General features: G+C 65.7%; 12 protein-coding genes and 1 pseudogene. 9 read left to right on the plus strand and 4 right to left on the minus strand.

Annotated features, from left to right (window positions below; all coding sequences use genetic code 11):
* Positions 1-89 precede the first annotated feature (89 nt).
* From hcaB to EZ242_RS11715, 8 genes are read left to right on the plus strand one after another with little or no spacing between them, the layout of a single operon-like run.
* On the plus strand, positions 90-950 hold the full coding sequence (gene hcaB / locus EZ242_RS11680) for a 3-(cis-5,6-dihydroxycyclohexa-1,3-dien-1-yl)propanoate dehydrogenase (RefSeq protein ID WP_135285332.1): 861 nt from the start codon (positions 90-92) through the stop codon (positions 948-950).
* A gap of 22 nt (positions 951-972) precedes the next feature.
* On the plus strand, positions 973-1,845 hold the full coding sequence (locus tag EZ242_RS11685) for a VOC family protein (protein WP_167784728.1): 873 nt from the start codon (positions 973-975) through the stop codon (positions 1,843-1,845).
* Between the two features lie 28 nt (positions 1,846-1,873).
* Positions 1,874-2,698: an alpha/beta fold hydrolase gene (locus EZ242_RS11690; protein ID WP_135285334.1), complete on the plus strand. Its 825-nt coding sequence runs from the start codon at positions 1,874-1,876 to the stop codon at positions 2,696-2,698.
* A gap of 29 nt (positions 2,699-2,727) precedes the next feature.
* Entirely contained in the window at positions 2,728-3,945 is a 1,218-nt protein-coding gene (locus tag EZ242_RS11695; protein ID WP_167784729.1) for an ABC transporter substrate-binding protein, read from the plus strand.
* A 12-nt stretch (positions 3,946-3,957) separates the two neighbouring features.
* A complete protein-coding gene (locus tag EZ242_RS11700) occupies positions 3,958-5,268 on the plus strand; it encodes an aromatic ring-hydroxylating dioxygenase subunit alpha (protein WP_135285336.1) in 1,311 nt (436 codons plus the stop codon).
* Positions 5,265-5,777: an aromatic-ring-hydroxylating dioxygenase subunit beta gene (locus tag EZ242_RS11705; RefSeq protein WP_135285337.1), complete on the plus strand. Its 513-nt coding sequence runs from the start codon at positions 5,265-5,267 to the stop codon at positions 5,775-5,777. Before EZ242_RS11700 ends, EZ242_RS11705 begins: the two co-directional genes overlap by 4 nt.
* Before the next feature lie 3 nt (positions 5,778-5,780).
* The gene (locus EZ242_RS11710) at positions 5,781-6,671 is read left to right on the plus strand and encodes a branched-chain amino acid ABC transporter permease (protein WP_135285338.1); all 891 of its coding nucleotides are present in this window, start codon (positions 5,781-5,783) and stop codon (positions 6,669-6,671) included.
* An 11-nt stretch (positions 6,672-6,682) separates the two neighbouring features.
* On the plus strand, positions 6,683-9,277 hold the full coding sequence (locus EZ242_RS11715) for a branched-chain amino acid ABC transporter ATP-binding protein/permease (protein WP_167784730.1): 2,595 nt from the start codon (positions 6,683-6,685) through the stop codon (positions 9,275-9,277).
* 430 nt (positions 9,278-9,707) lie between these two features.
* Here EZ242_RS11715 and EZ242_RS11720 read toward each other — a convergent pair whose 3' ends face one another.
* From EZ242_RS11720 to EZ242_RS11730, 3 genes and pseudogenes are all read right to left on the minus strand, one after another.
* Positions 9,708-10,115 (minus strand): 5-carboxymethyl-2-hydroxymuconate Delta-isomerase, encoded by a 408-nt coding sequence (locus EZ242_RS11720; protein ID WP_135285340.1) that lies wholly within the window; start codon positions 10,113-10,115, stop codon positions 9,708-9,710.
* Between the two features lie 46 nt (positions 10,116-10,161).
* Positions 10,162-10,356 (minus strand): annotated as a pseudogene (locus tag EZ242_RS22415) (3,4-dihydroxyphenylacetate 2,3-dioxygenase); the annotation flags it as partial.
* 115 nt (positions 10,357-10,471) lie between these two features.
* On the minus strand, positions 10,472-11,635 hold the full coding sequence (locus EZ242_RS11730; protein WP_135285341.1) for an alpha-hydroxy acid oxidase: 1,164 nt from the start codon (positions 11,633-11,635) through the stop codon (positions 10,472-10,474).
* A gap of 512 nt (positions 11,636-12,147) precedes the next feature.
* Here EZ242_RS11730 and EZ242_RS11735 point away from each other — a divergent pair.
* Complete coding sequence (locus tag EZ242_RS11735) at positions 12,148-12,927, plus strand: SDR family oxidoreductase (RefSeq protein WP_135285342.1); 780 nt, start codon at positions 12,148-12,150, stop codon at positions 12,925-12,927.
* A gap of 96 nt (positions 12,928-13,023) precedes the next feature.
* On the opposite strand, the gene EZ242_RS11740 is transcribed toward EZ242_RS11735, so the two are convergent.
* The gene (locus EZ242_RS11740) at positions 13,024-13,896 is read right to left on the minus strand and encodes a class I SAM-dependent methyltransferase (RefSeq protein WP_167784731.1); all 873 of its coding nucleotides are present in this window, start codon (positions 13,894-13,896) and stop codon (positions 13,024-13,026) included.
* Positions 13,897-13,901 lie beyond the last annotated feature (5 nt).

Below are 13,901 nucleotides of genomic sequence, written 5' to 3' on the forward strand. Positions count from 1 at the left end.
GGGTTATTCCCAAGTGATTCTCGATAAAGACTCTCCTAGAGTCGCCGCTAGTCGCGCCGGATCCGGCGCGTCGCAGGAACGGAGTCTCGATGGCCGAAGGAAGCGTGTCCCGGAGATTGGCCGAACAGGTAGCGCTTGTCACCGGTGGTGCCTCGGGGTTGGGTCGTGCCGTGGTGAAGCGGTTCGTTGCTGAAGGTGGCAGGGTGGTTGTGCTGGACCGGTCCGCCGCCCGCCTGCGCGAGCTCACCGAGGAATTCGGCGCCGCTGTCGCTCCCTGCGAGGGTGATGTCCGGTCGCTGGCTTCCAACCAGGCGGCGGTGGCCCTGGCGCTGTCAAGCTTCGGCGCACTGGACTGCCTCGTGGCGAACGCGGGGATCTGGGATTACGGCGTGCCGCTGGCGGAACTGCCGGAACGCCAGATCGACGCCGCCTTCGACGAGATCTTCCAGGTCAACGTCAAGGGTCCGCTGCTAGCCGCGAAGGCGGCGCTGCCGGCCCTCGTGGCCAGCCGCGGTTCGGTGATCCTGACCTTGTCCAACGCTGCCTTCCATACAGGTGGCGGGGGGCCGCTGTACACGGCAACCAAGCACGCCGGTCTCGGGCTGGTGCGCCAGCTCGCCTACGAGTTCGCCCCGCACGTGCGCGTGAACGGCGTCGCGCCCGGCGTCATCGATACCGACTTGCGCGGCCTCGCCGCGCTCGGCATGGAAATGTGCTCGCTGCACGACCTGGACCTGCCGGCCAAGGCGGAGGCGAGGCTGCCGACCAGACAGGTGCCGACACCCGACCAATATGCCGGCGCCTACGTTTTCTTCGCCAGCCGGCAGGACAACGTGCCGGCCACCGGCGCGATCCTCAACTATGACGGCGGCCTCGGCATCCGCGGTCTGGCGCAACCGCGCGGCGGCGACGGTCTGCCGGCCTTGTACAACTTGCCGGAGCCGGCATGAGCGGGCCGTGGGAGATTTGCCAATGAGCATCCGCAATCTGGGGTATCTCGTGTTCGAGGTCGTCGAGCTGGAGGCATTTGCGGCCTTCGCCGCCGACATGCTGGGCGTCGAAGTGCAGCAGCGCGGTGAAGACGCGGTGCGCATGCGAATCGACTCCCGCAGCTGGCGTATCGAGGCCCAACGCGGGCCTCGCAACGACGTGGTGGCCGCCGGCCTGGAAGTGGGCGCCGCCACAGACCTGGAGCGGCTCGAGCGACACCTGGCCGAGCGGGGAACTGCAGCCCGTCGGGACGCGGCGCTTGCGCGCGAACGAGGCGTCACCGGCCTGTCCCATTGCAGCGACCCCAGCGGACTGGAGATCGAGTTGTTTTACGGCGCGACGGAGGAGAACCACCGTCCGTTGCGGACGCCGCTCGGACACGGCGGTTTCGTCACGGGCGCCCAAGGCCTGGGGCACATGGTGCTGAAGACCCCGGTCCCTGAGCGCAGCGCCGAGTTCTACTGCGAGGGCTTGGGCATGGCGGTGTCCGACTACATCCCGTTGTACATCCCCGGGCGCCCGCCGGCGGAACTGCAGTTCCTGCACTGCAACAGCCGGCATCACACGGTGGCGCTGCTCGGCATGCCCGACCCGAAGCGCCTTGCCCACTTCATGCTGGAGTGCCGCGACCTGGACGACCTGGGCCGCGCCTTGGACCGTGTGCAGGCTGCCGACGCCGTAAACGCGACCCTGGGCCGCCATACCAACGACGGAATGCTCTCGTTCTATGCCCAGATGCCGGGTGGCATCGAAGTGGAAATCGGCTTTGGCGGCATGCAGGTCGAACCGCAGGCATGGAGCGTCGTGCGGCACGAAAAGACCAGCCGCTGGGGCCATGTGCGGCGCCGGCGGTGAACCATAAACAATAGCAGGAGATACGTTGATGCAACCGAAGCCAGTATCGAAATACGTCCAAGCGGGAACCACGCGCATCCATTACCTGGAGCAGGGCTCCGGTGAGCCGCTCGTGTGCCTGCATGGCGCCGGGCCGGGCGCCACCGCTTGGAGCAACTACCGCGGCAACCTGGAGGCGCTGTCGCGCCGGCACCGGGTCATCCTGCCGGACCTGCCCGGCTTCGGCGGCTCCGACAAGCCGACCGGTGTGGTCGAGCGTCCGCTTGCCCACAACAGCAAGGTCCTGAAGGACTTCTTCGACAAGCTGGAGATCCGCACGGCGGCCATGATCGGCAACTCGATGGGCGGCGCTACAACAGCGCGCTTCGCGCTCGACAACCCGGATCGTGTGACGAAGATGGTGTTGATGGGTGCGGCCGGCGCCGGCCTCGGCACCCTGGCGCCGCAGCCGCCGGAAGGCATCCGTGCCATGCGCGCGTATTTCCAGAACCCATCCAAGGAAGCGATGCGGGCGCTGATCACGACCTTCGTGTTCGACGCCTCATTTTTGACCGACGAATTGCTGGAGGAGCGCTTCGCTGCCAGCACGGACCCCGAGCACCTGGCATTCATGCGTAATCGCGGGCCGCTCGAGGACATGAGCCACGAGCTCGCGCGGATCACGGTTCCGACGCTGCTGGTGTGGGGACAGGACGACCGCTTCGTTCCGGTTGAGGCGGCCTTCAAGTTCCTGCGTGCGATCCAGGGGGCGGAGCTCCATGTGTTCTCACGTTGCGGCCACTGGGCCCAGGTCGAGCACGCCGCGCGCTTCAACCGGCTGGTCGCTGACTTCCTCGAAGGAGACGCAAAATGAGAAAAGCCTTGAGAGCAATCGCGCCCTGCATGGCGCTCGCCTTCGCCGCGCTGGCACTGGTCCCGGCCTCAGCGGCCGCGCAGGCACGCGGTCCCTTCGCCGGCAAAATCCTGATCGGTGACCTGACACAGCGCACCGGCGCCGGTGGCGGATCGATCATGACCGATTCGACCAGCCATGCCGTCGAAACCACCGTCCGCGCGATAAATGAGGCCGGCGGTGTCACGGTCAAGGGCAAGAGGTACGAGCTCGCGTACAAGGGTATAGACACGCGCGGCGAGCCGGCCGCGACGCTCGCCGCCGCCAAGGAGATCATCGCCGACGGCGCCACGGCCGTCCTGCTGCCCTCGTTCGCCACCGAGGTGGCGTACCGGGCGCTGTCCGACGCCAGGATCATCTCCTTCGGCGCCGCGCCGCGGGTCACCAACCCGCTGATGATCGAAGGCCCGCAGAAGCATCCCTACCTGTTTGGCACGGTGGAACTGGCCCAGCCCGTCATCAGTGGCTGGCTCGGGGGCATCAAGCAGCACTTTCCAAACGCCAGGCGGGTCGCGGCCCTGAACTACACCGACCCAGGCGGCAAGTTCATGACCGCGGCCGTGCAGGCAGCGGCCAAGCAGCACGGCCTGGAGTTCGTGGGCGCCGAAATGGTCGACGTGTCCACCACCGACTTTTCGGGTCCGCTCACCACCCTCAAGGGCAAAAATCCGGACATCATCTACATCGGCACCCAGGCGCAAGTACTGTCGGCTACCCGGCAAGCCGTCCAGCTGAAGGCCGGCTCGGTGCTATGGAACTACACCATGCGCCCGGTGGACCTGAAGCAGATCGGCCCGCTCGGCAGTTCCAGCCTGGTGCTGGCCGACTTTCGCGCTCCCTTTACCGAGGGTCTGACGCCGCCTGAGTTCCTGAAGGCGGCCACCCTGTTCGGGAGGATGAAGAGCGGGGAGCCGGCGCAGGTCGGCATCGCTGCGGCCTACTACGACTTCATCCAGCTGCTTGCGCGCGCCATCGAGAAGGCTGGCACTGTCGATGACAACACCGCGATCGCCAAGGCGCTCGAGGGGGCGAGTTACGAAGGTTCGTTCGGCCGCGCGCAGATCCTGCCGAATCACACCCTGCGCGGGCCGATCGGACTGATCATCGCCGACAGCAGCAACGTCTCCATTCACGTCTACAAGGACGTCGAGTCCTCCATCACTCCCTCGATTTCTTCCATCAAGGTGAAGAACGGCTGGAGCCAATAGGAGCGCGCACTGATGGCAATCATGGACACCAACTCCGGCGAGCAGCTAGTCGCCCAGGCGCAGGCACTGCTCGCCCACGGCCGGTTGCCGGCCAAGGTCTTCAGTGACCCGGCCCTGCACCAGCTCGAAGTCGAGCGCATCTTCGGCCGCGCCTGGATCTTCCTGGCGCACGAAACCGAGATCCCCGCCCCCGGAGACTATGTCATGCGGCACATCGTGGACGACGAGTTCATCGTCGTGCGCGACGACGAGGGCGGCGTGCGAGTGCTGTTCAACTCCTGCCGGCACCGCGGCATGCGGGTGGCGCAAGCAGGCTGCGGCCACGCCAAGACATTCCGCTGTCCTTACCACGGCTGGGTCTATCGCAACGACGGCCGGCTACAGGGCGTGCCGTACGAGAACCGAATCTACGGCCCGGGCGAGATCAAGAAGGAAGAGATGGGGCTGCTGGCAGCGCCGCGCAGCGAAAGCTGGAACGGAATGATCTTCGCCAGCTTGAGCAGTGATGGTCCGACGCTCACCGAGTTCCTCGGCAACATGGCCTTCTACCTCGAGTTCTACACCCGCAAGAGCGAGGCCGGTCTGCAGGTGGTGGGCGAGCCGCAGCGCTGGGTAGTCAGAGCCAACTGGAAGCTGGGTGCCAGCAATTTCATCGGTGATGGCTACCACACCTCGACGACGCACTTCAGCACTGTAAAGGTCGGCGTGTTGCCCGGATCGGCCGACTTCCTGATTGACGGCGTGCAGGTGGACGCGGATAGCGGCGGCCTTGGTTTCCGGCGCATGCCGCCCGGGACTGGCAGCACTCGCGGCTACGGGCCCGAGGTGATGGCGCGCTTCGAGCCGGCCCACAGGGCCATCCTCGAGAGTGGCTGCTTCCCCTCGCACGGCACCGTGTTCCCCAACCTGAGCTTCCTGGCCGCGGCGGCCATCGTCGACCAGGGCGGCGCCCCCGTGCCCTACTTCACGCTGCGCATCTGGCAGCCGGTGGCCCACGACACGATCGAGATCTGGTCCTGGATGCTGATCGACAAGAGCGCACCGGAGGCGCTCAAGCGCGCCTCGTACACATCGTATGTCCTCAGTTTCGGCAGCTCCGGTCTGTTGGAGCAGGACGACACCGAAAACTGGACCAGCATCACGCGCTCGGCCCGCGGCCGCATGGCCGGTACGCAGGAACTGAGCTACGTGATGGGGTCCACCTCGCTTCCGCTCATGACCGACTGGCCCGGCCCCGGGAAAGCTTATTCCATGGACTACACGGAAGCCGCCGAGCGCAGCTTCTACCAGTTGTGGCTGCGCTACCTGCAGGAGGCAACATGAGCGGGCTCGTAGCCGACGCGCGCCTGCAGGAGGTGCAGGATTTCTTGCTGCTGGAAGCGGAGGCGCTGGACGACGGCCGCTTCCGCGATTGGCTCGCGATGATGGGCCCGGAGGTCGAGTACCGGATGCCGGTGCGCAGCACGCGCGACAACCGCAGCGGCGCCGGCTTTTCCGCCGAGGCCTTTCATTTCCAGGAGACCCGCTACCGGCTGGAGATGCGCATCGCCCGCCTGGAGTCCGGCTCCGCCTGGGCCGAGGAGCCGCGTTCGCGCACACGCCACTTCGTCACCAACGTCCGGGTCCGCGAGGGTGCCGGTGCCGACGAAGTCAGCGTCAAGTCCAACCTGCTGCTGTACCGCACGCGCGGGGACGACCGCAGCAACGACCTGCTCAGCGCGGAACGGCACGACCTGCTACGTCGTCTGGACGGCCAATGGAAGCTCGTGGCCCGCACCATCCTGCTCGACTCCACGACGCTGCCCACGCACAACCTCTCTGTGTTTCTCTGAGCGATGGCAGTCACGTTTCTGCAGCAGCTGATCAACGGACTGGCGATCAGCACGGTATACGTGCTGATCGGCCTGGGCGTTTCGCTCGTTTTCGGCCTCACGCGGATGATCAACTTCGCGCATGGCCAGTTCGTCGTGCTCGGCGCCTTCATCGCCTATTCGCTGGTGCGCTCCGGCCTGAGCTTCTGGCTCGCGGTGCCGCTGGCGGCATTGGCGGTGGCTGCGCTGGCGTACGTCATGGATCGGGCGATCCTGCGGGGCTCCATTGACCAACCTGTCAACGGCTTCATCGTCTCGATGGGCGCGGTGATTGTGCTGCAGACGCTCACCGTGCTGACCTGGTCGGCCGAGGCCTTCCGGGTCCAGAGCCCACTCACCGGTGCGTGGAACGTGGGCGGGGTGATCGTCACTGAGGAACGGGCCTTGTTGCTGGCGGCCACCGCCGCACTGGTGGCCGGGCTCTACGTGCTCTTGAACCGAACCGACCTGGGCCGCTCCATGCGCGCCGTGGCCGAGAACCGCACGGCCGCAGCCCTCATGGGCATCAACGTGAGCCGCACGATCTCAGCGGGCTTCGTGCTCAGCGCGGTGCTGGCCTCGGTGGCCGGCTCGCTTCTGGGAGCGATCTTCCCTTTCAGCGCGTACTGGGGCACCGCCTTTCTGATCAAGGGATTGGCGGTGGCCTTGATGGGCGGCCTGGGCAACATCCCCGGCGCGTTGGTCGCCGGCGTCGTGCTCGGTCTGACCGAGACCTTCGCGTCGAGCTACGGCGTGACGCTGCCCGGCGGAATCAAGCTGGGGGCCGAATGGCGTGACGGCTTCGCGTTTGTGTTGATGGTTGCAATTTTGCTTTGGCGCCCGGAGGGCCTGTTCAGCAGGTCCCGTACGGCATGAGCGGCGCCCGCATGAAAGCTCGCAACCTGGTGGCCGCCCTGGTGCTGCTCGCAGCGCCGGCACTGCTGGTGCCGTACGGCCTGGGGGTCGAGTGGGCGTGGCGCGCGGACCAGCGGACGCTGTCGCTCGCCACCTATGCGGCGATCTACTCGGTGCTGGCCTACGGGCTGTTCCTGCTCACGCGCTTCGTTGGCCTGGCCTCGGTGGTGCACGGTGCGCTGTGGGGCATAGGCTCCTATGCGACGGCCATCCTCGCCGAACAGGCCGGCTGGAGCTTCTGGGCGATCCTGCCGGTAGCCGCGTTGCTGCCGACCGTTGTGGCCGTCGCCCTGGGTCTGTTCTCGCTGCGCACGCACGGCCTGACCTTCATGATAGTCACGCTGGCCTTGTGCGAGTTCTTCGTGCTGCTGGCCACCAACTGGGACAGCCTGACTGCCGGTCCGCTCGGCATCATGGTCTTCCGGGTGCCGGAGCCGCTGGGCTTCCTTACCTTCGACGCGCCGCTTTCGCGGTACTACCTCGCGCTGACCTTCCTGTACTTGGCCATAGTGCTGACCTGGTGGATAGGCCGATCTGCTTTCGGCCGCCGGCTGGAGGCGATTCGCGACAGCGAACTGCTGGCCCGCTCGCTGGGCCTTGATGCGCAGCGCTACAAGCTCGCCATCTTCGCGATTTCCGCTGCCGTGGTCGGACTGGCCGGAGTGCCTTACGTCTACCACCAGCAGGCGATCCAGCCCAGCCTGTTCGGCGCGCTTCCCTTCATCGACGTGCTGCTGATGGTGGTGATAGGCGGCGCCAACCTTCTGGGAGGCCCCGCAGTGGGCGCCTGGGTGGTGCAGTTCCTGCCCGAGTTGCTGCACCCGCTAGGCGTGCGCGACGCCAACCTGCACCGGCTGGCCTACGGCGTGCTCCTGATCGTGTTCGTGGTGCTGGCGCCGCAAGGCATTGCGGGACTGCTCAAACGCGGCTGGGACCGCCTGGCGAAGCGGCCACCGGACGCTGCGCCGGATGCGGGCGCGCCGCGCGTTGCCGTCATGCCCACAGCGAGCAGGTCGGCGGCGCGCCCGCCGCTGGGAGAAGAATTGCTGCAAGTGACTGAGCTGCAAAAGAGCTTTCGGGGCGTGCGCGCCATTGACGGGGTCAGTCTCTCCGTGCGCCGGGGCGAGGTGCTAGGCGTGATCGGGCCCAACGGCTCCGGCAAAACCACCTTGTTCAACTGCCTGTCCGGTCATCTGAGCCCGGACGCCGGTCGGGTACTGCTGCGCGGAACCGACGTCACGGACAAGAGCATGGACGCCATTGCCCGCCAAGGGCTCGTGCGCACGTTTCAGCATCCCCTGAGCTTTCGCAGCAAGACCGTGGCCAGTAGCGTGGAACTGGCGCTGGGCGTTTCGGCCGGACGCGCCAGAAGCGAGGCGGCAGCCACCGGTATCCCGGATCAGGCCGGGGCGCTGCTCGCCTTTTGCGGCATCGGTGACGTGGCGCAACGGCCAGTGTCGGCGCTGTCGTATGGCCACAGCCGCCTGCTCGGCGTTGCCCTGGCACTCGCCGCCCGGCCGGAGGTGCTGATGCTGGACGAGCCCGCAGCCGGCCTCAATCACGTGGAAAGCGCGGCGCTCGCCGCCTTGCTGGCCCGTGTTTGCCGTGCCGGGATCACGCTGATCGTGATCGACCACGACATGGCTTTCCTGATGCCGCTGTGCGACCGGTTGCTGGTGCTCGACGCCGGTACCCTGATCGCGCAGGGTCCGCCCGAGCAGGTGCGGATGGACCCTCGCGTCGCCGCGGTGTACCTGGGCGGCACACTTGAGGCCAGGCAGACTGCTGCTGCCCGCCCTCCAGCTGGCTCCGCCGCCGGCGCTGACCAGGGCCTGCAGATCCGCGACCTCGTGGTCGCCTATGGCCCGAGCACGGCGGTGCGCGGTGTCACCCTCAGGGTGCAGCCGGGCGAAGCGGTGGCCGTCTTGGGCGCCAACGGCGCCGGCAAGACGACGACCTTGCGCGCGGTCTCCGGGCTGCTACGCCCCGTCAGTGGCCAAATCCTGTGGCAAGGCCAGGATCTGGTCGGGCGCTCCCCGGCCGACATCCTGCGCAGCGGCATCGCGCACGTTCCGGAAGGCCGTATGGTGTTCGCGCAGCAGACGGTGGAAGAGAACCTGCGGCTAGGCCAGCGCCTGCGCAAGGACAAGGCCGCCGCCCAAGCCGACATGGACCGGCTGCTGGAACGGCTGCCAGCGCTCAAACCGCGGCTGCGCGAGGCGGCCGGAAATTTGTCTGGCGGCCAGCAGCAGATGCTGGTCATCGCCCGCGGCCTGCTGTCCAACCCCAGTTTGCTGATCCTGGACGAACCCTCGCTCGGCCTCTCTCCCCGGTTGGTGGAGGAGGTGGTCGAACTGGTGGAACAACTGCGCAGCGAAAAGACACTGGCGCTGATGCTGGTCGAACAGAACCCCGCAATGGCGGCGCGACTGACCGACCGGGTGTATGTGATGCAGAACGGCGTGCTGCGCTCGGAGCTTGCGTCCAGCGAAGTCAGCGGCAATCTCGATCTGCTCGACGCCTATCTTGGAGGACCTCTGGGCCCGGCGCAAGCTACCCTGCAGTGAGGACCCGAGCTGACTTCCGGCAGGCCAGTACGCGCGCTGACCGACGGATTGCGCATCCGTGGATCGCTTGGAGCCGAGTGGCGGAATGGCTGGCGGACTGAGTGGAAGCAGCTTCGGAGCCGAGGATTAAAGCGCCACTTGACAGCCTCCTGCTCCGCCAAGGACCCGTTCATAGGGGTCCAGGGAAGACCAAGAGAACAGCAAAGGGCCTTGCGAAATCAAGGCCTTTTGTCTTTCTGGGTCCAGGATCGTCCATCACGATCCAGCCCCTTACGGGGGTACTACCGGGGAACCGAGAGAGGCAAGCCTTAGTGCTGCCTCTGGGTCTTTACCCGGAGGTCAGCCTTGCGCAGGCCCGGGCCAGCCGAGATGAGGCGCGAAAGAAGGTGGATCCGGGGTGAGCATGCGGGGGTCATGGTTCGGGTCCGCGTCAGGGCCGGTTGAACAAGGGGTGCAGGGTGCTGTGCTTGCCGTCGTACACCTGGCCGGGGCTCTCGTCGATCTGGAGCGTGATGCCGATCAGCGACTGCTCGAAGATGGGCGCGAAGTGCCGCTTGACCGTGGCCAGCAGCGCATGGCCGGCCTGCTGCTTCACGGCCTCGCTGCGGCCGTTGGCCATGCGCAGGTTGAGGTACACGAAGGCGTAGTCGGCGCGCCCGTCCGCCACCGCGAAATGCGCCGCCGGGTAGGCCAGCACGCGGGTGCCCCCGGTGGGAAAGACCTGCAGGCCGGCCTCGTCGCGCACCGCCAGAATCGTGTCGGCCAGCGCGCGGCAAAGGGCCGTCAGGTCGGTCTTCGGCTCGATGTTGGGCGTGTAGAGGATGACTAGTTGGGGCATCGGTGGGTCCTGAGAGGCGGTTGCTGATTGCGGTGCAGCGCTCGTCCGAGGAGGCCTGCGGCCGGGGGATGGCGACGCCGCTTTGCGGCGCGACGGGGAACACGGCGTTGATCGGGCCCGTGCCCGAGGCGGCGAGGTCGGGCGTGACCACCTCGGCGCGGCCCTCGTCGTCGGACCAGCCGGGCGCGCCGATCAGCATGGCGGTGTCGTGCATGAAGCCTTCGCCATGGCCTTTGGTGGCGGCCGAACCTGCAAACGGCGTCGCAGATGAACGCATGCTCGCTCATGAGGTCTCGCCAGAGAAGGCTCTCGGTGCCTGTTGTCATGCCCGCGTTGACGGCGTCTCGGGGTGTGCATCAACCGGCCCTGACTGAACGAAGACGCATCTGCGTTTCGCTCATTTCATATGGGTGCTTGAGACCCAGCAAAGCCATGTTGCGGTGGATCTCTTCCTGCAGCAATTCAATCGCTGATTCAACGCCTGCTTTGCCTCCGGCAGCAAGTGCGAAATTGAATGGGCGGCCCGCGAAAACACAGCGTGCGCCCAATGCAACTGCCTTGAGCACGTCGGAACCACGCCTGATGCCGCCATCCATCATGACAACCAGTTCCGGGACCGCCTTCACAATGTCGCCAAGAACGCTCAGGGGTGCGGCCACGCTATCGGCTTGGCGGCCGCCGTGGTTGGAAACGATGATCCCATTGACTCCGATCGAGCGGGAATTGATGGCGTCCGATACGCTCATGATCCCTTTGAGAATCAAGTTCGCCTGCCATTTTTCGCGCGCCAGTTTGACGTGATCCCATGTAAACCGGTCGCGGTTCTTGACGTCTCTCTGAGCCGACGACGAGAGAATGGGGCTGCCCCGGTCCGCGCGCCAGTTTTCGAGATGCGGCATTCCGTGGACCGCTAGTGTCTTGAGGAACGTGCCAATGGTCCAGCGGGGGTGCGTGACGCCTTGCCACATCAGGCCCCATGATGGTCGCAGTGGGGAAGAAAACCCGAATCGCGCATATCGGTCTGGATTGACGGATACCGGCACATCGACAGTGATGACCAGGTCCTTGATTCCCGCCGACTTCGCGCGCTGGAGAAGCCTTTCAACTTCACGAGGATCCCCGGGCAAATAAGCCTGGAACCAGGCATCTGGGGCAGACGCAGTCACCTCCTCCATTCGCGTCAATGAGGCGCCGCTCAGGATGTACGGAACCTTGCGTGCATGAGCGGCCGCGGCGAGTGCAACATCGCCATTGAAGTTGTAGAGCGCTCCCAGCCCGACAGGGGAAATACCGAAGGGACTGTCGTAGCTCTTTCCGAACAGCTCAATATTTTGAGACCGGCTTGAGACGTCGACCAGCACTTGGGGTATGAACTCGTAAGCCTCATAGGCTTCACGATTCCATCGCAATGAGACTTCGTCCTCGGCGCCATTGTCGATATACGCGAATATCGATGCGGGAAGACGCTTTTTCGCCAGCCCCCTGAAATCATTCAGGTTGAAACTTTTCCTGGTGCTCATGCGTGTTCTGTTTAAGTTGCAAGCTCCAAATTGAACGCATCGATCAAGGCTGATCTCGGGCAGTCCTTCAGCCACAGTTGGCCCTGCCGCACCGCGAGCTCGCCCAAGGCGAGATTGAGTCATCAAGGCGGTGGATTTCCAGTCACTCGCGCCGGCTCGGCTTTGCGATCAAGCGCACTCGACGGATTGAGGCCTGTCGGATTATTCGATGACCAGCCACAACCCACAACCCAGAGGGTGCTGCATTTTCCGCAGGACACTTCTCCACCATTTGCGGGGATCGATTTGAAGGCCGTTCCTACAATCGGGCAGACGCATGGACATCGAAACCGAAGCCAGCGGGTGCCAGCCGATTCCTTGGGCCGAGGCAAAACTTCCCGCAGAAGAATGGGCCGCTGGCAATTGCAACGTCCGTCAAGGGCGACACACCGTCTTGCTTCGTCCGGCGCCGTGCTGAGAACGATTTTTTGCGCGGCATCGTGCCGCCATAGGCGTCTACAAGGAGACTGACAGTGGACCTGGGAATCAGAGGCAAATGGGCCGTGGTCTGCGGCGCCAGCAAGGGTCTGGGCTACGGCTGCGCGAGGTCGCTGGCCGGCGAAGGCGTCAACGTCGTCATCAACGCCCGGCATGATGCGCCGCTGCAGGAAGCCGCGCGCCGTATCCGCGACGAAACCGGCGTCGAAGTGATCGCGGTGGCCGGCGACATCACTACAGCGCCCGGACGCGGGCAGGTTCTCGCCGCCGCGCGGCAGGTGGACATTCTGGTGACCAACGCGGGTGGACCGCCAGCGGGCGACTTCCGCACGTTCAGCCGCGACGACTGGATCGCCGCTATCGACGCCAACATGCTGACGCCGATCGAGCTGATCAAGGCGACCGTGGATTCGATGATTGAGCGGAAGTTCGGACGCATCGTCAACATCACCTCGAGCGCGGTCAAGGCGCCGATCGACATACTGGCCCTGTCAAACGGTGCGCGCAGTGGCCTTACGGGTTTCATCGCCGGACTTTCGCGCACCACGGTCTTCGCCAACGTCACCATCAACAACCTGCTGCCCGGTCGCTTCATGACCGATCGCCTGCGCAGCAGCTTCCCCGTCCAGGCGAAGAACAAGGGGATCACAGTGGAGGAGGTGGAACAAGCCCTGTGCCGCTCGATTCCAGCGAAGCGCTTCGGCAACGAGATGGAGTTCGGCCAGTACTGCGCCTGGCTCTGTAGCCAGCAGGCCTCCTACGTGACCGGACAGAACCTGCTGATCGATGGCGGCGTTTATCCCGGCACGTTCTGACGGGATGCCGTCTCTCTCGCGCGAACAGTGCCCGTCCCTGCCACTGCTAGGTGGCCGCAGCGCCTGCCGGAGATCAGCGGGTGCTGGCGTTGAAGCCTACGGCTTGCGCTCCAGCAACGCGATGCCGGACATGCGCTTGACGGCCTCCCGCGTGGCGGGTCCAGCCCACTTCGAAAGCCGGTCCCATGCCGCGGCCTGCGGGATGGACCGCCCGAGGCGGATGGAGTCGGCCCAGGTCGAGTAGAACTCCCTCTCGTGCCAGCCCAATGCCTCGAAGAAGCGCGCGCTGTCGGACGGCGCGAACCGGAACGACGCGTCCGCACCAGACAGTTGTGACCGCCAGACCACCCCCATGGTCTGCTGCAGCAGCGGCGTGACCAGGTCTGCCAGCCACCAGCTCACCTGCGGTTCGCCATGCAGCTGTGTCGCCAGGGCACTCACTTGCTCCGGAGTGAGGTAGAGCAGCAGGCCTTCGGTGATGACCAGCAATCGGCCGCGCGCGTCGCGTGCAGCCTGCAGCACGCGTGCACGCGCCGCAGGCTGACTCAGATCGGCGGCGACATGCACGTGCTTGCATGCGGGTGCCTCCGCGGCAAGGCACTGCTGCCGGTAGGCGATGATCCCGGGCAGGTCCACGTCGAACCAGCGAAGTGACGGCGGCAGCGGCAGCCTGAAGGCCCGCGTGTCGAGTCCGGCTCCAAGGTTGAGAACGGTGCTCACGCCGCGTCGGTTGATGCTCTCGAGGACGGCCTCGTCCATGACTGCAGTTCGCACGACCATCGACCAGGCCATCGAACGACCGAACGGAAGCGCATCGACGATGGCCTGCCCTCGCGTGCCCGCCATACGCCGTGCGTACGGGTCCTTGAACAGGGCGTCCGGGCGTTCGGACTCGCAGGCGCGGTAAGTGGCGACCCACAGCGCCGTGTCCGACACGTTCTGGATGAGAGCCACGGGCTCGGCGGCCACGGCCG

The sequence above is a fragment of the Ramlibacter rhizophilus genome, assembly GCF_004681965.1.
GTDB classification, from domain to species: domain Bacteria; phylum Pseudomonadota; class Gammaproteobacteria; order Burkholderiales; family Burkholderiaceae_C; genus Ramlibacter; species Ramlibacter rhizophilus.